Origin of the sequence: Herminiimonas sp. NPDC097707, from assembly GCF_044761395.1 — a bacterium.
Taxonomy (GTDB): Bacteria; Pseudomonadota; Gammaproteobacteria; order Burkholderiales; family Burkholderiaceae_D; genus Oxalicibacterium.
This window is the reverse complement of record NZ_JBIWCI010000001.1, coordinates 200036-215591: the sequence shown is the minus strand read 5'-3', so window position 1 is coordinate 215591 and position 15556 is coordinate 200036. Positions and strand designations below refer to the sequence as shown.

Here is a 15556-nt window from a genome sequence, read left to right as displayed (position 1 = left end):
AGACTGGGGCGCCACCTGTCCTGCTTCATTTTTATCATTATTCAAGCAGTTTCCCTCATTACAAAAGGTTCATCCATGATTCGCTTCTCCGTTTCGCAATTCCGCGCCTTGATGGCAGCCGCCCTGGCAACACTGGCGATGAGCAGCCCTGTTCATGCGCAGCAAGTATTGCGCGTATCCGCCATTCCCGATGAAGCGCCGACCGAATTGCAGCGCAAGTTCAAACCGCTTGGTAACTATCTTGAGCAAAAGCTCGGCATGAAGGTTGAATTTACGCCAGTGACGGACTATGCCGCTTCAGTCGAAGGCCTGATCAACAACAAGCTCGACATGGTCTGGTTCGGCGGCTTTACTTTTGTGCAGGCAAACGTACGCAGTGGCGGCAAGATCATTCCTTTGGTACAGCGCGAAGAAGATGAAAAATTCAAATCGGTATTTATCACCACCGATAAATCCATCACAAAGCTGGGCGACCTGAAAGGGAAGAATTTCAGCTTCGGTTCGGAATCGTCCACCTCCGGCCACTTGATGCCACGCTCCTATTTGCTGGCTGCAAAAATCAATCCTGATACCGACATGAAGCGCGTTGCGTTCTCTGGCGCACACGATGCAACCGTCGCCGCAGTTTCCGGCGGCAAGGTCGATGCAGGCGTTCTGAATATCTCGGTATGGGAAAAGCTGGTTGCTACCGGCAAGGTCAACCCGCAACAGGTACGCGTGTTCTATACGACGCCAGGTTATTACGATTACAACTGGAGCGTGCGCTCGGACATGAATCCTGTGGTGCGTAAAAAATTGAGCGATGCGTTCCTGGCACTGGATGCCAACAATCCGCAGGACAAGGAAATTTTGGAACTGCAACGTGCCACACGTTTCATTCCGACCAAAGCCGAAAATTACGCTGCCATCGAAACTGCTGCGCGTAACGCCGGTCTGCTGAAATAACAAACTTGATACGCGCCGCCGCAATGAACGTGGCGGCGCTTGCGAGTACTGCCGACTCATCCGGATGACATTTCTTCTCAACTCAATCAGCGCACACTACAGTGGCGCGGCCAAGTCATCCTTTGCCTTGCGCGATCTGACGCTGACGATCGCACAAGGCGAACAAATCGCCTTGATCGGCCCATCGGGAGCGGGTAAAACCAGCCTGCTGCATACGCTCGCCTGTGCGTTGAAACCGGCGCAAGGCGAGATGCAGATGTTCGGCAACAATCCCTGGCAGCTCGACAGTGCAGCACGGCACCGGATGCGCGCGCGCCTGTTCCTCGCACCGCAAACACCGCCGCTGCCGCCACGCCAGCGCGTCGTGAATGCGGTACTGGCCGGTGCGCTGCCGCAATGGAGCGTATGGCAGGCGATACGTTCGCTGATCAAGCCGGTGGAGGTTGACGCTGCCTATCGCGCATTGCTGCCTTTCAATCTGCAGGACAAGCTGTATGCGCGGGTGGATCGCTTGTCCGGTGGCGAGCGCCAGCGCTGCGGTATGGCGCGCGCGCTCATCTCCAGTGCGGAAGCCTTCCTGGTCGATGAACCGCTTTCCGCACTCGACCCGACCCTGGCATTGCAAACCCTGAAAGTCTTGCAGCAGGAAGCGCAACAACGTCATGCGACACTGGTATGCAGCCTGCATCAGGTGGAACTGGCACGCGCGAATTTCCCGCGCATTATCGGCTTGCGTGACGGCCGTATCGTGTTCGATGCGTCAAGCGCCGATATAAGCGACGCCATGATCGCCGCGCTGTATCAGAACACCAATGACGATAGTGCCGCGGGCATCGCAGCGGAGCACGCTGCCATCGATCCCATGTCACGTTGCTGATGCGGCATTTCACTTCATGTTTTTAGTCTAGACGCCATGTCGACCACCACACTCGCCAGCAAAGCCGGGCGCGATCCTGCATGGCGTGGTCGCGTCCTGGGATGCGCAGTACTCATCCTGATTCTATGGCCTATGCTGGTACAGGCCGAGTTCAAACCCTGGATCCTGTTCGACGCACAAAGCCTGCAGGCCACATGGAATTTCGTGTCCGGTTTTTTCCCGCCTGCGCATTCGGCGGAATTCCTGCAAATGGTTCTGCGCGCAAGCTGGGAAACCGTGGCAATGGCGACTGCCGGCATGACGCTGGCGCTGCTCGGCGCGATTCCGATGACGCTGCTGGCGACCGACCGTTTATCGATCTCGCGTCTGGGCAGCGGGCGCGTCTCGCTGCTCGCATCAGCATTGCGCAATGCCATACGCTGGCTGTTGATTCTGTTGCGCAGCGTGCCGGAGCTGGTCTGGGCATTACTGCTGGTGCGTATTGTCGGTCTTGGCCCGACAGCCGGCGTAGTCGCCATTGCGCTGACTTACTGCGGCATGCTGGGAAAAGTATATGCCGACATTCTTGAGTCATCCGATGCCAGCGCATGCAATACGCTGTTGCAAAATGGCAGCGGCCGTCTCGGCGCCTTTTTATACGGCGCATTGCCGGAGTCTGCTTCGGAACTGGTGTCCTATACGGTCTACCGCTGGGAATGTGCAATACGCGGCTCGGTGGTAATGGGTTTTGTCGGTGCAGGCGGACTCGGCCAGCGCATGGATGAATCCATCAAGATGATGGCGGGCGACGAACTGGCAACCATGCTGATCGTATTCATTCTGCTGGTGGCGGCAGCGGACGGCGTATCGGCCATGCTGCGCAGGAGGCTCGCATGAAGTCGGCACAGCAAGCGATGCGGCCGAACTTGCCGCAACGCCCTTCCATGCACTGGTCGACCATGACACTGCTGGCCGGCATTGTGCTGCTGGTGTTTGCCAGCTTTGCTTCGCTGCCATTGAAGCTGCATGAATTTTTCGGCGCCGACGCTGTGCGCACCAGTATTGAATTCCTGCGCGGCTTTGCACCGCCTGAACTGGCACCCGCTTTTCTGCAAAAAATCGCCAGCGCAACGTTCGAGACGCTGACGATGTCTGCAATCGGCACGCTTATCGCCGCATGCTTCGGCATCCTGCTTGGCTTGCCGGCCAGCGGACGTTTCGGCGTTGCCGCACGACTGCTTACGCGATCCATATTGAACGTGCTGCGTTCCATTCCCGAACTGGTCTGGGCTTCCGTTTTACTGATTGCTGCCGGACTAGGTCCTTTTGCAGGAACACTGGCCTTGACCCTGCATACCATCGGTGTGCTGGGACGCCTGTTTGCCGAAGCCTTTGAAAACTGCCCGTCCCTGTCTGAAGAAACCTTGTGCACGAATGGCGTCCATCCGGTGGCAGCATTTCTCTATTCAACGCTGCCGCAATGCAGTCCGCAAATGATGTCTTACACGCTGTATCGCTGGGAAAACAATATCCGCGCAGCAGCAATTCTTGGCGTGGTTGGTGCAGGCGGTCTTGGTCAGATGCTGAAATACCATCTGTCGCTATTCCAGATGCAGCAAGCTGCCAGCGTCATCGTCGCCATGCTGCTGATGGTAGGCGTAGTCGACGCCCTCAGCTATATGCTAAGACGGATGATGACCCGGTAAGCGGGAAGTTCTCTGCCGTTGGGCAAAGAACGTTTTACACAGACAGGAAATGAAGAAGAAACTATTACTGGCGCTCGCATTGAGTTGCGCTGCATACCAGGCTCATGCGGCAGGCGACGTGATCGCAGGCAAGACGGCCTTCGCAAAATGCGCAAGTTGCCATCAGGTCGGACGATCTGCACGCGGCGTCTTTGGCCCGCAATTGAATGGCATCGTCGGCAGACCTGCCGGCGCCACCAAAGATTTCAAATATTCAGCAGCAATGATGAATTCGCGCATCGTCTGGTCGGAAGCATCATTACGTGCGTTTCTCAAGTCGCCGAACGATGTGGTGCCGGGAAATAAAATGCGCTTTTTTGGCATCGGGAATGACAGGCAGATTGATGATCTGCTTGCTTACTTGAGCCAGTACAAATAAGCAATTGAGGCATTCGTCTCAACGCAGAGCATTTACGTTCACCGGCTTTTAAAACGTCAAGCCAGGCATCCGGTATCCGGACAATTATTTCTTGCCCGGTTGATAGATTTTGTCGAATACACCGCCGTCAGAGAAATGCTCTTTCTGCGCCTTGGCCCAGCCACCCACATCGGCAATCGTGTACAGCTTCAATTTCGGAAATTGTCCGGCGTATTTTTTCGCCACTTTTTCATCGATAGGACGATAGTAATTTTGCGCTGCAATTTCCTGGCCTTCGGTCGAGTACAGATATTGCAGATAGGCTTCTGCCACTTTACGCGTGCCGCGACGATCGACAACCTTGTCCACTACAGCCACTGGCGGCTCAGCCAGGATGCTGACGGAAGGCGCGACAATTTCAACCTTGTCCGGACCGAGTTCCTTGATCGCCAGGATGGCTTCGTTTTCCCATGCCAGCAAAACGTCGCCGATACCGCGCTCAACAAAAGTGGTGGTGGATCCACGTGCGCCGGAATCCAGTACCGGGACGTTCTTGTACAGTTTGCTGACGAACTCGGTTGCCGTGACTTCGCTGCCACCCGGTTGCTTCAGCGCATACAGCCAGGCCGCCAGATGGTTCCAGCGCGCACCGCCAGATGTTTTCGGATTCGGTGTGATGACGGCTACGCCCGGCTTGACCAGATCGTTCCAATCCTTGATGCCTTTCGGATTTCCCTTGCGTACCAGGAACACGATGGTCGAGGTGTAAGGCGAGCTGTTATGCGGCAGACGTTTTTGCCAATCCTTGTTGAGCAATCCACGTTCTGCAATGGCGTCGATGTCATACGCCAATGCCAGCGTCACCACGTCTGCTTCCAGGCCGTCGATGACTGCACGCCCCTGTTTGCCCGAACCGCCATGCGATACTTTCGCCTTGACGTCGTCGCCGGTTTTTGTTTTCCATTCCTTGGCGAAGGCCTTGTTGAAATCCTGATACAGCTCGCGCGTTGGATCGTAAGAGACATTCAACAACGAGACTTCTGCTGCATGTACTGCCGGTGCAATCAGTGCAATGGTGAAGGCGGTGGCTATCAATTTTTTGAGCAACATTTTCTTTCCCCTTGGGCATTTCGTTTCTGAGGATTGAAGATTAAATTGCTGCAAAAAAAAACGACACGAATTGTTTCATCCTTCCTTATGCGTTTTACGCATAAAGATTTTTTATGACTCTTCGAGAAATATGGTTCTGCATGCCAAAGCCGTTCGAGGCATGCCTCTGCATAAGCGCATGCGCAGAGTGGTGAGCGACCCATCATGCATGCACCACGCTGGATGAAATTCATGCCATCGAACACTGAAATAAAAAGGCTGCCATAAGCAAAGATGCTTGTGGCAGCCTGTATAAACATTTGTTATTAGCTTATTCCATCATCCATGAACGAGCCTCTTCGTTCACATCAGAGATATTCATTTTCCTGCGAACAAGGGCCATAAAATAACCAGCCAGGTTGCTGCCGCGAGCGTCAGTGTCAACAACACCGCAGCACTGCCGAAGTCCTTGGCATTCTTCGACAGCGGATTGCGTTCCAGCGAAACGCGATCCACTACCGCTTCTATCGCCGAGTTGATCAGTTCCACAATCAGCACCAGCACAAACACGCCTATCAGCACCAACTTCTCCCATGCTGCGACAGGCAACAGCAAGGCCGCAATGGTCGCAATCACGACAACAAATAATTCCTGACGAAAAGCATGTTCGCTGCGCCATGCAGATTTGAAACCTGCCATGGAATAACCGAAGGCAGAAAAAATACGCTTCAGGCCGCTCTTGCTTTTGAATTCGCTCACTGCTTGTTCTGGATCGATCATGCGATTTGATATTAGTGAATGGATGTGGCGCGATTATCGGTGCAACAGTGCATAGGCACAAGTGTATGAGCACAATGCCATTCACTTCGTGAATATCACGTTAAACAGCATGTTGAAAAATGCAAAAATTGCACGGATAAAGCGCTGCAAACTTTTTTCATCTTTCACAATGTGATATAAAGACTGGACTGCATCGCATAAGTCAAACATGAAAACACATCATTCTGCAGAGACGGACAAAACCTCGATACAAGTCATAGAGCGCATGGTGTCGCTACTGGATGCGCTCGCAACCTACCCCGATCCGGTCAGCCTGAAAGAGCTTTCCCGCGTCACTGGTCTGCATCCATCCACTGCGCATCGCATCCTGAACGATCTCGTCCTCAAGCGTTTTGTCGACAGGTCGGAGCCCGGCGCGTACCGGCTCGGCATGCGCTTGCTGGAACTGGGCAATATCGTCAAAAGCCGCTTGAGCGTACGTGAAGCAGCACTGGATCTGATGCGTCATCTGCATCGAAAAACCAATCAGACTGTCAATTTATCGGTGCGGCAAAACGATGAAATCATCTACATCGATCGCGCCTTTTCCGAGCGTTCCGGCATGCAGGTCGTGCGCGCCATCGGCGGTCGTGCACCGCTGCACCTGACCTCGACCGGCAAACTGTTTCTGTCGATAGACGAACCGAAAATGGTGCAGGCTTACGCCATCCGCACACATCTGGTCGGTCACAACAAGAATTCGATTACGGATTTGAACAGGCTGGAAAACGAATTAAGCCTGGTGCGTACGCATGGCTATGCGCGCGACAATGAAGAACTGGAACTGGGAGTGCGCTGCATGGCAGCCGGCATTCATGACGATACCGGCAAGCTGATTGCCGGCCTGTCGATTTCCGCGCCTGCCGACCGCCTGCAGGAAGAATGGCTGGAAGATTTGATGCGCACTGCGCGTGAGATATCGGTGGCGCTCGGCTATATCGGGAATGAAACGACGCCAGCTAATTAATCTTGCGTACTTGCGTAATAAAAAAAGCGAACCTCGGTTCGCTTTTTTTATGATCGATATGATCTCAACCCTCTATCCTGCGCTGCGTGCGTGCAACATTTTGCGGCTCCATCGTTTCCAGCCATTTGCGTATCCGCGTCGCATCACCCAGACGCGAAAACTTTCCTTTGGAGTCGAGGAAGATCATGACGATAGGCCGTTCATTAATATTCGTCTGCATCACCAGGCAACGGCCTGCCTCGGAAATATAACCGGTTTTCTGCAGCCCGATTTCCCAATCAGGGCTGCTGACCAAACGATTCGAGTTTGCATACTGCAGCGCGCGTCCGCCCGGTTCCACCACATATTTTGAGTCAGTTGAGTACTGGCGAAGAATCGGATGGTTGTATGCCTCTACGACCAACTTCGCAAGATCGCGCGCGCTCGCTACATTGTTGCTCGACAAGCCGGTTGAATCCACATAGTGCGTACCTCTCATGCCCAGCGATTTTGCCTTGGCATTCATCGTGGCGACAAAGGCACGCAGGCCACCCGGATAGTGACGGCCCAGCGCTGAGGCAGCGCGGTTTTCCGAACTCATCAAGGCAATGTGCAGCATGTTTGCACGCGACAACTGCGAGCCCACACGCAAGCGGGATGAACTGTTTTTCTCGCGATCGATGTCTTCAGTGGTCACTTCCAGAATTTCATTCATGTCCTGCTGCGCTTCCACTACTACCAGACCGGTCATCAGCTTGGTAATCGAAGCGATCGGCAACGTGACATTTGCATTTTTCTCGAACAGAACTTCGGAAGTGGATTGATCTATTACCAGCGCCACACTGGATGCCAGCGCCAATGCATCACGCGTCATGCTTAAACCGGCTATATCACCGGCAGTCATGACAGGCGGCACCGTTGGAATCACCGGCTGCGCGATGCGTTGATAGATAACCCGCTTCTTGCCATTGACCGTCACCACTTTTTTGACGAGCTTCTCATCGGAATTCAGTGAGGCGCTGCGCGAACGAGATGCTTTGCCGGGTGCAGCTTTTACATTGCTGCGTTTAGCCGACTTGGAAGATGTGTGCTTGGATGACTTGCCGGTGGCTTTGTTCGCGGCAGTATTTTTCGATGCTGTTTTACGCTTTGCCGCTGGCGCAGCTTTTGCTGCAGTGGTTTTTTTCGCCGAACTGGTAGCGAGCTCTTTAGCCTGCGCAACGGGGGCGTGAGCGATCACTAATAAAGAAAAAAATACCCCTAACGCGGACTTAAGCATCTGCGAGTCTCCAATTGGTACAGAAATGATGAATTGCAGTGTAGCAAATATCGTGAAATGTGCAAGAGAATTAGATAGTTAGCAGCATTCATTAATCTACTTTCTAACTGAAGATGTTTTTTTACTCACAAAATTGGCGCAATTTATTGCCAGCCAACGCATTCAGATATGCGCATTTCGCCTATTTTTTGACAACGAATACAACGCCTATCACGGCAAGCAACATGCCGGCTACCCCGATCAGGCTGAAAACCTCACCGAACGCCGCCCACGCCATCAAGGCCGTTGTCGGCGGCGTCAGATAGAGCAGGCTCGTGACTTGCGTGGCAGCGCTCTTGCGTATCAATGTGAAGAGCAGAAAGATCGAACCTATCGACAAGGCCAGGATTGCCCACAGCATGGCGCCAATGAAATTGGGCGTCCATTGCACTGTCTGCAATGCAGGCGAAAAATCCTCCAGCCAGATTGCCAGCGGCAGCACAACAACGCTGGATGCAGCAAACTGGACGATGGTGCCGGTACGCAAATCAAAATGCGGGCAATAGCTTTTTTGATACATCGTGCCTATCGTAATCGACAGCAAGGCCATCACGCACAAGGCTATGCTTTGCCAGCTCAAGCCGGTCAATGTGATTTTGTTGGCAACCACCAGCGCCACGCCGCATAGACCAAACACCAGGCCTATCCATTGCCGTCCGCGCACTTTTTCACCAATCAGAGGAGCGGCAAATGCCGTCAGCACCGGCTGCATGCCGACGATCAGGGCCGACAAACCGGCCGGCATTCCCAATTTGATGGCACACCACACACCCGCCAGATAACCGGCCTGCACCAATATTCCCGCCACCGCGATATGACGCATGCTGCCCAAGGGCCACGGTGCGCGCAGCAGCAAGACCAGCGGCAACAGAATAATCAGCACACCGAGGAAGCGCAATGACAGGAACGTCAATGGTGGCGCATACGGCAAACCGAATTTTGCGACGATAAAACCTGTGCTCCAGATCAGCACGAAGAAAAAAGGCACCAAAGGCATGGCGGCCAGCCAGGAAGCGGCGGTGTTTTTGAAAGAACTCATGGAATTATTATTAATTGTTGGCATGGCGCTGCGAAAAGATGCCGCTAGTGTGCGGCGCAAACCATCAGCGCGTGTTGAATTTTTTGCGGCGCGCACCCATGGTTTATGCAAGATCGCTGCATTATCCGGTCACAAAAACAGGCTGCGCCAGGAACGCTGGCCCGGGAATGGATGTTGCTATTTCCGCCACAAATATTTCCATTGTGCATCGCAACAAATTTATCTTGACATGCGGCGTAAGGAGCATAAAATCCTAAATGCTGCATCGCATCAATTACGGCTTTGCCCTGTATTATCATGCATCATCCGACTAGGAGAAAACCCATGTTTGCCATTCCAGAACAATTTTCAACTGCCACCAAAAATCAGTTTGAAGCGCAACTCGCCATCCTGAATTCCTTCGCCAGCACCGCGTTTGAAAGCGTGCAAAAAATCGTCGACCTGAATTTGAATGTCGTCAAATCGTCGCTACAGGAATCGAGCGCCACTGCACAGCAACTGATCAGCGCAAAAGATCCGCAGGAATTCTTTTCCTTGAGCGCTGCGCAAGCACAGCCAACTGCAGAAAAAGCCCTGGCCTACAGCCGTCATCTGGTCGGTATCACCACCAGCACGCAGGCAGAATTTGCCAAGGCGGCGGAAACGCAAATCGCCGAAACCAATCGCAAGGTGCTGTCACTGGTCGAAGAGTTGAGCAAGAACGCACCGGCCGGTTCGGAAAATGCCATTGCGCTCATCAAATCCGCCATCGGCAATGCCAATGCAGGTTACGAACAACTGTCCAAAACCACCAAGCATGCCGTGGAAACGCTGGAAGGCAATTTGAACGCTGCCGCCAGCCAGTTTGTCAGTGCCACAGAAAAAACTACCGCGCGCGCGCGCAAATCTGCTTAAACAAAGACGATCTTTCCATCGTTTGAAAAAATGATGGAAGACAAAAAATACCCCGCACTATGCGGGGTATTTTTTTAACTGTAGCTTCTCTTCAGGGTCTGGTCCTGGCGATCGCACGCGCCAGAATAACTACCGGCACAATGGCGATCAGCACGATCGTCAATGCCGGCAATGCCGCTTCGCCGAGTCGTTCGTCGGACGCCAGTTGATGTGTAATCACCGCCAGCGTATCGAAATTGAACGGACGTATTGTCAAGGTTGCCGGCAATTCCTTGACCACATCGACAAACACCAGCAGGCCGGCCGTCAGCACGCTGCGCCATAACAACGGCACATGGATATGCATCAGCATCGAGCCGATGCCATGTCCCAGACTGCGCGCACTAGCATCCATCGCCGGCGTGATCTTGGTCAAACCGGCTTGCACGCTCTGGAATGACACGGCAAGAAAACGCACCAGATAAGCATAAACCAGCGCAATCACGCTACCGCTCAATATCAGCGTTATCCCGTGTTCGCTATTCCACGCATCGATATATGACAGCGGTATCAGGATGCCGACCGCAATCACCGCGCCCGGAATCGCGTATCCCATACTGACGATGCGATTGCAGATGGCCTGCGCCCTGCTCTTCGTTACGCGCGCCGCGTACGCCATCAATACGCAAATCACGACCGCGATCAGTGCCGTGATGCCGCCGAGCACAATCGTGTTTTCCAGCCAGCCTATATAACGTGTGCCAAACGAGAGCGCATCTTCATTCAGCAGCAGACGCAGCAAGATAATCAGCGGTACAAAGAATCCTAACAAGACCGGCAATGCGCAGAACAGGCTTGCGCCCCAGGCGTGTCGTCCTGTGAGTACGGTTGCCGCTTGCGCAGTGCTGCGTCCGCCCACTGCGTAATAACGTGCACGGCCCCGGCTCTTCTGCTCCAGCAGCATCAATCCCATGACAACCATCAACAGCACTGCAGCAATTTGTGCAGCCGCCGTGCGGTCGGAAAAGATATACCAGGATTTATAAATACCGGTCGTCAATGTCGGCACGCCGAAGTAAGCCACCGCACCGTAATCGGCCAGCGTTTCCATCAGGGCCAGCGCCATACCGGCAGCAGCAGCCGGACGCGCCAGCGGCAAACTCACTTGCAGGAAGGCCTGCCACGGGCCGGCGCCCAGAGTGCGCGCCGCATCCCACATGCGCGGACTGCGTTCGATAAACGCATTGCGCACCAGCAGATACACATACGGATACAACACCAGGGCAAACAGCAAACCGGCACCGCCCACCGAACGAATCTGCGGGAACCAGTATGCCCCTCCCTGCCAGCCGAACAGCGTCCGCAAGCCGGTTTGCAGCGGGCCGGTGAACTGCAGAAAGTCGGTATAGGCGTAAGCCACCACATAGGCCGGCATCGCCAGCGGCAGGATCAGTGCCCACTCAAAAAATTTCTTGCCGGGGAAATCGAAGACCGCCACCAGCCATGCGCAACCGATGCCTATCGTCGCCGTCAGTACGGCAACGATGATCGCGATGATCGCGCTGTTGACGATGTATTCGGGCAGTACCGTTGCCCACAAATGCGAAAAGGTGCTGGCGCTGGCATTCAATTCGGCATGCGAAAACAGATTCGACAGCACACCGACAATCGGAACGCCCACCAGCAAAGCGATGACGAGCGAGGCAAGCAACAACGGATGCAGGCCGCCGCCTTGATACCGTGCGTCAGGCGCGGAGAGCATTCTGGACATGAAAAAACATGAATTCATTCTTGATTGAGTGGATGAGAATTATAATCAATCCCTCATTTCATCTCTGCATTTACTTTTGAAACAGGAAATCATGTCAGCAATACACGCTTTGCCGTCACATCTGGCACCGCATCTGTCACTGGAGTCGATCCGGGTCGGTTACCGGCTTGGTCAGCAGATGCATGAGATTGTGCACAGCCTGTCATTTGCATTGCAGCGCGGACAGATCGGCTGCCTGCTGGGGCAATCCGGTTGCGGCAAAACCACCGTGTTGCGCGCCATTGCCGGTTTTGAACCACTGACAGAAGGCAGCATTACCTTGGGCGGCAAGGAGCTCAGCAATGCGCACTTCACCGCGACACCGGAAACCCGTCAGGTCGGCGTCGTTTTCCAGGATTACGCGCTGTTTCCACATTTGTCGGTCGCAGACAATGTCGGTTTCGGGCTGCGCAAACTGGCGGCCCCGGAGCGGCAAGCGCGCATCGCCGTATTGCTGACGCTGGTCGGGCTGGCATCGCAAGGGAAAAAATTTCCGCATGAATTATCCGGCGGACAGCAGCAGCGCGTCGCCCTCGCACGTGCGCTGGCGCCACAACCGGATCTGCTGTTGCTGGATGAACCGTTTTCCAACCTCGATGTGGATTTGCGCGAAAGGCTTGCCAGCGAAGTGCGCGACATCCTGAAAGAAGTCGGCACCACTGCGGTGCTGGTCACGCACGATCAACATGAAGCATTTGCGATTGCAGACCAGATCGGCGTGATGCAGGACGGCGTCATCGTCCAATGGGACAATGCCTACAATCTGTATCACCGCCCGGCCAATCGTTTTGTCGCCGACTTTATCGGCCTCGGCGTGTTCACCCCCGGCATCATCGATCAGAAGACACAGAACGTGAACATCGAGCTGGGTTCGCTACCGCTGTGTCACGGTCTGGAAACATGCGATCCGAACGCACCGGACGGGCAGCAGGTTGATGTCTTGCTGCGCGCCGATGACGTCGTGCATGACGACGCCAGTCCGCTGCAGGCGGAAGTCGTGCGCAAGGCCTTTCGTGGCGCAGATTTTCTGTACACGCTGAAGCTGCCTAGCGGCCAGCTGCTGCTGGCGCTGGTGCCCTCGCATCACGATCATGCGCTGGGCGAGCGCATAGGCATACGGCTGGAAGCCGACCATGTGGTGACATTTACCAAGGAAAATGAAGCGCCTGGCATGTCCGGCTAGATGTGCTGCACTTCCACCTGCAACAAATCCAATCCAGCGATCAATCTGGCGAATGCCACGGCAGCCTGCTCCGGTTCACCCTTGACGCCAAGTTCGATATGACGCCGCGTTTCTGCATCGCCCACGCTAGGCAGGCTGAATACTTTCACCTGCGGATATTCATCCTCGATGGATTCCATCAAAGGAGTCAGCGCCGATTCCATGGACTGGAAAACCAGCACTGATTTTTCAAATTTCGCTTGCTGGTGAAACAGATGCGCATAATGCGTATCCAGTATCCATTCCATCATCGGCCACGCCATCACCGGAAAACCCGGCATGAAATAATGCGCGCCGCCATGTCCGTGGCGAATCGCAAAACCGGGAATCTTGTTGTACGGATTGGGCACGATCTCTGCACCCTGCGGAAATTCACCCATCTTCAGGCGATGCAGATTTTCCGGCCGGTTCAAGTCGAAGGGCACGTTCGCTTCACGCGCCATGTCCAGCATGCGCTCCTGGATTTTTTGTTTCGCTTCCGGATGCAGAACGACAGGCACATCGAGTGCCGCTGCCGCACATTGCCGCGTATGGTCGTCCGGCGTGGCGCCTATGCCGCCGCAGCTGAACACGATGTCGTCACTGGCGAAGGTGCGCTTGAGCGTCGCAGTAATCCGCGCGCGATCGTCGCCCAGGATTTCCACCCACTCCAGCGATAATCCGCGCGCACCGAACAATTCCAGAACCTTGGGGAAATGCTTGTCCTCGCGTTTGCCGGACAGGATTTCATCGCCGATGATGATGAGTCCGAATGCCATGTTTTTCTTTCTTGCAGTAGTGTAAGAAGCGCCTGAAAAGGAGCGCGTCGATTTATTTTGCGTCTTCGATCAGCGGCGGTTCGACAGCAGGTGGCGATACACCGGCAGCGCGATGGCGTTTCAAGGCGTCCATACAGTAATGCTGGAACCACAAGCCGCTGAAGATGAATACCAATATATACAACCAGATTGCGCCGGCTGCCAGTACCGGAAAAAATATCACCGAGAAGGCGCCGCCCAGCCATAACAGAGTAGGTGCAGCACCCATTGCGCCGGTAATCGCACCGATGGCCAGCAACTGCCAGCGATGCATGCGCAAGATAAGCTTGCGTTCCTCGGGGTCGGCATGATCGGCCAGCGCATCGTAAGCCATCACACGATACGTCAGCCAGCCCCACAGCAGAGGCTGGATCACGAAAGTAAGAGGTGGAATCAGCGAGAGCGGCAAAGTCACCAGCCACAACACCAGAAAAATCGTGAACGATGAAGTCGACATCCACAAACTGCCAAAGAAGGTGCCGCCTTTGCGCGTTTCCAGTTCCTGGTATTGCCGGCTGCCGACGTGCTTCGCAATCACCGGCATTGCCATCATGCCGACGAAAATCAATGCCGTCAGTATCATCAGCGGCAACAGTATCCACATCGCAATCAAGGGCACCACGACTGTTTTCAGTGCTCCCATGCCCAGCCACAGCAGCACCTCGTTGGTCACGCGAAAGCCATCGTTTTCAACAAAATAATTTTGCAGCGTATCAATCATGCTTTGCAGATACAGCCACAAAACGACGCCCCAGACTGCAATCGACAGCGCGAACGGCAGCACGCTCAACAACAGCATCCTGATGTGCAACTGGGATAACAGGGCTCGTCCGAATGCATTCAATACCGGGCGCATGATGGAAATATCCTTAGAGAAATCAGATTCGCAGCCAGGGAATCTGGCTATGCATGCCAGTCTGCGCGAAGAGTGCCCATTTTACCGCGCCGGATTCTTCCACGTCGGCCAGCCATGTGCAGACGGATAAAAGCGTCTTCACCTGCTACAATCTGTCCACTTTCTGATCATATTTTCAAAGGAATAAACATGGCAACGACCTCGACCTCATCCGGTTTGCAATACGAAGACAAAGTTGTCGGCGACGGCACAGAAGCAGCCGCAGGCAACCATGTCACCGTGCATTACACCGGCTGGCTGCAAAACCCGGACGGCAGCGCTGGCGCAAAATTCGATTCCAGCAAGGATCGCAACGATCCATTCCAGTTCCCGCTAGGCGCAGGCCATGTCATCAAGGGTTGGGATGAAGGCGTGCAAGGCATGAAAATCGGCGGCACCCGTACACTGATCATTCCGGCCTCGCTGGGTTACGGTGCACGCGGCGCAGGCGGTGTCATTCCACCGAACGCAACCCTGATTTTTGAAGTGGAATTGCTGGGCGTATAAATCCGGATTGCACTGCGATCAGGCATCTTCCGATCGTTCTCAACCACTTTTTACTGGGAGCAGCTATGAGCCTGCAGGAACAATTTGATCAAGCGCTGACAGATTCCAAGAATTTGCCTGAACGTCCTGATAATCTGACCTTGCTGAAAATCTACGGCTTGTTCAAACAGGCTGGTGGTGATGCCACGGGTGAACAACCGGCGATGACCGACTTTGTTGCACGCGCCAAATGGGATGCGTGGAATAATCTCAAAGGACTTTCCAGGGACGAGGCGATGCAGCAGTATGTCGACCTGGTGAATGATCTGAAAGGCTGAACTTCTGCTTGCACAGCCGG

General features: G+C 54.3%; 18 protein-coding genes. 11 read left to right on the top strand and 7 right to left on the bottom strand.

Annotation, left to right across the window (positions count from 1 at the left end; translation table 11 throughout):
• Positions 1 to 75 precede the first annotated feature (75 nt).
• The 5 genes from ACIQW9_RS01045 to ACIQW9_RS01025 all read left to right on the top strand — a co-directional run bounded on the left by ACIQW9_RS01045 (position 76) and on the right by ACIQW9_RS01025 (position 3925).
• Positions 76 to 945, top strand: coding sequence for a putative selenate ABC transporter substrate-binding protein (locus ACIQW9_RS01045; RefSeq protein ID WP_402331823.1), 870 nt, complete (start codon positions 76 to 78; stop codon positions 943 to 945).
• 64 nt (positions 946 to 1009) lie between these two features.
• The gene (locus tag ACIQW9_RS01040; RefSeq protein WP_402331820.1) at positions 1010 to 1822 is read left to right on the top strand and encodes a phosphonate ABC transporter ATP-binding protein; all 813 of its coding nucleotides are present in this window, start codon (positions 1010 to 1012) and stop codon (positions 1820 to 1822) included.
• A gap of 36 nt (positions 1823 to 1858) precedes the next feature.
• Positions 1859 to 2698, top strand: a complete 840-nt coding sequence (locus ACIQW9_RS01035; protein ID WP_402331818.1) for a PhnE/PtxC family ABC transporter permease — start codon at positions 1859 to 1861, stop codon at positions 2696 to 2698.
• Entirely contained in the window at positions 2695 to 3507 is an 813-nt protein-coding gene (phnE, locus tag ACIQW9_RS01030; RefSeq protein ID WP_402331815.1) for a phosphonate ABC transporter, permease protein PhnE, read from the top strand. Before ACIQW9_RS01035 ends, phnE begins: the two co-directional genes overlap by 4 nt.
• Before the next feature lie 49 nt (positions 3508 to 3556).
• Entirely contained in the window at positions 3557 to 3925 is a 369-nt protein-coding gene (locus tag ACIQW9_RS01025) for a c-type cytochrome (protein ID WP_402331812.1), read from the top strand.
• 84 nt (positions 3926 to 4009) lie between these two features.
• On the opposite strand, the gene ACIQW9_RS01020 is transcribed toward ACIQW9_RS01025, so the two are convergent.
• Together ACIQW9_RS01020 and ACIQW9_RS01015 are read right to left on the bottom strand one after the other, a co-directional pair.
• Positions 4010 to 5014 (bottom strand): sulfate ABC transporter substrate-binding protein, encoded by a 1005-nt coding sequence (locus tag ACIQW9_RS01020; protein WP_402331809.1) that lies wholly within the window; start codon positions 5012 to 5014, stop codon positions 4010 to 4012.
• 357 nt (positions 5015 to 5371) lie between these two features.
• Entirely contained in the window at positions 5372 to 5773 is a 402-nt protein-coding gene (locus tag ACIQW9_RS01015) for a diacylglycerol kinase (RefSeq protein ID WP_402331806.1), read from the bottom strand.
• Between the two features lie 208 nt (positions 5774 to 5981).
• Here ACIQW9_RS01015 and ACIQW9_RS01010 point away from each other — a divergent pair, with 208 nt between their 5' ends.
• Positions 5982 to 6779: an IclR family transcriptional regulator gene (locus ACIQW9_RS01010; RefSeq protein ID WP_402331803.1), complete on the top strand. Its 798-nt coding sequence runs from the start codon at positions 5982 to 5984 to the stop codon at positions 6777 to 6779.
• A 64-nt stretch (positions 6780 to 6843) separates the two neighbouring features.
• Here ACIQW9_RS01010 and pbpG read toward each other — a convergent pair whose 3' ends face one another.
• The gene (gene pbpG / locus ACIQW9_RS01005) at positions 6844 to 8037 is read right to left on the bottom strand and encodes a D-alanyl-D-alanine endopeptidase (RefSeq protein WP_402331800.1); all 1194 of its coding nucleotides are present in this window, start codon (positions 8035 to 8037) and stop codon (positions 6844 to 6846) included.
• Between the two features lie 181 nt (positions 8038 to 8218).
• Positions 8219 to 9115 carry a DMT family transporter gene (locus ACIQW9_RS01000; RefSeq protein ID WP_402331797.1) on the bottom strand — a complete coding sequence of 299 codons (897 nt, stop codon included), beginning with the start codon at positions 9113 to 9115 and terminating at the stop codon, positions 8219 to 8221.
• Here ACIQW9_RS01000 and ACIQW9_RS00995 point away from each other — a divergent pair.
• The gene (locus ACIQW9_RS00995) at positions 9114 to 9509 is read left to right on the top strand and encodes a hypothetical protein (RefSeq protein ID WP_402331794.1); all 396 of its coding nucleotides are present in this window, start codon (positions 9114 to 9116) and stop codon (positions 9507 to 9509) included. The genes ACIQW9_RS01000 and ACIQW9_RS00995 overlap by 2 nt on opposite strands.
• The gene (locus tag ACIQW9_RS00990) at positions 9440 to 10009 is read left to right on the top strand and encodes a phasin family protein (protein WP_402331791.1); all 570 of its coding nucleotides are present in this window, start codon (positions 9440 to 9442) and stop codon (positions 10007 to 10009) included. Before ACIQW9_RS00995 ends, ACIQW9_RS00990 begins: the two co-directional genes overlap by 70 nt.
• Before the next feature lie 91 nt (positions 10010 to 10100).
• Here the strand turns inward: ACIQW9_RS00990 and ACIQW9_RS00985 are convergent, their stop codons facing one another.
• A complete protein-coding gene (locus ACIQW9_RS00985; protein ID WP_402331788.1) occupies positions 10101 to 11759 on the bottom strand; it encodes an ABC transporter permease in 1659 nt (552 codons plus the stop codon).
• Between the two features lie 91 nt (positions 11760 to 11850).
• On the opposite strand from ACIQW9_RS00985, the gene ACIQW9_RS00980 reads away from it, so the two are divergent.
• The gene (locus ACIQW9_RS00980) at positions 11851 to 12981 is read left to right on the top strand and encodes an ABC transporter ATP-binding protein (protein ID WP_402331785.1); all 1131 of its coding nucleotides are present in this window, start codon (positions 11851 to 11853) and stop codon (positions 12979 to 12981) included.
• Here ACIQW9_RS00980 and ACIQW9_RS00975 read toward each other — a convergent pair.
• Together ACIQW9_RS00975 and ACIQW9_RS00970 are read right to left on the bottom strand one after the other, a co-directional pair.
• Positions 12978 to 13778: a competence/damage-inducible protein A gene (locus ACIQW9_RS00975; RefSeq protein ID WP_402331782.1), complete on the bottom strand. Its 801-nt coding sequence runs from the start codon at positions 13776 to 13778 to the stop codon at positions 12978 to 12980. The two genes, ACIQW9_RS00980 and ACIQW9_RS00975, sit on opposite strands and share 4 nt — an antisense overlap.
• Positions 13779 to 13830: 52 nt before the next feature.
• Positions 13831 to 14673: an EI24 domain-containing protein gene (locus ACIQW9_RS00970; protein ID WP_402331780.1), complete on the bottom strand. Its 843-nt coding sequence runs from the start codon at positions 14671 to 14673 to the stop codon at positions 13831 to 13833.
• 189 nt (positions 14674 to 14862) lie between these two features.
• Between ACIQW9_RS00970 and ACIQW9_RS00965 the strand changes: the two genes are divergently transcribed.
• Positions 14863 to 15219: an FKBP-type peptidyl-prolyl cis-trans isomerase gene (locus tag ACIQW9_RS00965; protein ID WP_402331777.1), complete on the top strand. Its 357-nt coding sequence runs from the start codon at positions 14863 to 14865 to the stop codon at positions 15217 to 15219.
• Positions 15220 to 15284: 65 nt separating this feature from the next.
• On the top strand, positions 15285 to 15536 hold the full coding sequence (locus tag ACIQW9_RS00960; protein WP_402331775.1) for an acyl-CoA-binding protein: 252 nt from the start codon (positions 15285 to 15287) through the stop codon (positions 15534 to 15536).
• Positions 15537 to 15556: the final 20 nt, after the last annotated feature.

Excerpts from the sequence above, each read along its gene's own strand:
- ACIQW9_RS01045 (WP_402331823.1), top strand. The coding sequence starts at position 76 with ATGATTCGCTTCTCCGTTTCGCAATTCCGCGCCTTGATGGCAGCCGCC.
- ACIQW9_RS01040 (WP_402331820.1), top strand. The coding sequence starts at position 1,010 with ATGACATTTCTTCTCAACTCAATCAGCGCACACTACAGTGGCGCGGCC.
- ACIQW9_RS01035 (WP_402331818.1), top strand. The coding sequence starts at position 1,859 with ATGTCGACCACCACACTCGCCAGCAAAGCCGGGCGCGATCCTGCATGG.
- phnE (WP_402331815.1), top strand. The coding sequence starts at position 2,695 with ATGAAGTCGGCACAGCAAGCGATGCGGCCGAACTTGCCGCAACGCCCT.
- ACIQW9_RS01025 (WP_402331812.1), top strand. The coding sequence starts at position 3,557 with ATGAAGAAGAAACTATTACTGGCGCTCGCATTGAGTTGCGCTGCATAC.
- ACIQW9_RS01020 (WP_402331809.1), bottom strand. The coding sequence starts at position 5,014 with ATGTTGCTCAAAAAATTGATAGCCACCGCCTTCACCATTGCACTGATT.
- ACIQW9_RS01015 (WP_402331806.1), bottom strand. The coding sequence starts at position 5,773 with ATGATCGATCCAGAACAAGCAGTGAGCGAATTCAAAAGCAAGAGCGGC.
- ACIQW9_RS01010 (WP_402331803.1), top strand. The coding sequence starts at position 5,982 with ATGAAAACACATCATTCTGCAGAGACGGACAAAACCTCGATACAAGTC.
- pbpG (WP_402331800.1), bottom strand. The coding sequence starts at position 8,037 with ATGCTTAAGTCCGCGTTAGGGGTATTTTTTTCTTTATTAGTGATCGCT.
- ACIQW9_RS00995 (WP_402331794.1), top strand. The coding sequence starts at position 9,114 with ATGGAATTATTATTAATTGTTGGCATGGCGCTGCGAAAAGATGCCGCT.
- ACIQW9_RS01000 (WP_402331797.1), bottom strand. The coding sequence starts at position 9,115 with ATGAGTTCTTTCAAAAACACCGCCGCTTCCTGGCTGGCCGCCATGCCT.
- ACIQW9_RS00990 (WP_402331791.1), top strand. The coding sequence starts at position 9,440 with ATGTTTGCCATTCCAGAACAATTTTCAACTGCCACCAAAAATCAGTTT.
- ACIQW9_RS00985 (WP_402331788.1), bottom strand. The coding sequence starts at position 11,759 with ATGTCCAGAATGCTCTCCGCGCCTGACGCACGGTATCAAGGCGGCGGC.
- ACIQW9_RS00980 (WP_402331785.1), top strand. The coding sequence starts at position 11,851 with ATGTCAGCAATACACGCTTTGCCGTCACATCTGGCACCGCATCTGTCA.
- ACIQW9_RS00975 (WP_402331782.1), bottom strand. The coding sequence starts at position 13,778 with ATGGCATTCGGACTCATCATCATCGGCGATGAAATCCTGTCCGGCAAA.
- ACIQW9_RS00970 (WP_402331780.1), bottom strand. The coding sequence starts at position 14,673 with ATGCGCCCGGTATTGAATGCATTCGGACGAGCCCTGTTATCCCAGTTG.
- ACIQW9_RS00965 (WP_402331777.1), top strand. The coding sequence starts at position 14,863 with ATGGCAACGACCTCGACCTCATCCGGTTTGCAATACGAAGACAAAGTT.
- ACIQW9_RS00960 (WP_402331775.1), top strand. The coding sequence starts at position 15,285 with ATGAGCCTGCAGGAACAATTTGATCAAGCGCTGACAGATTCCAAGAAT.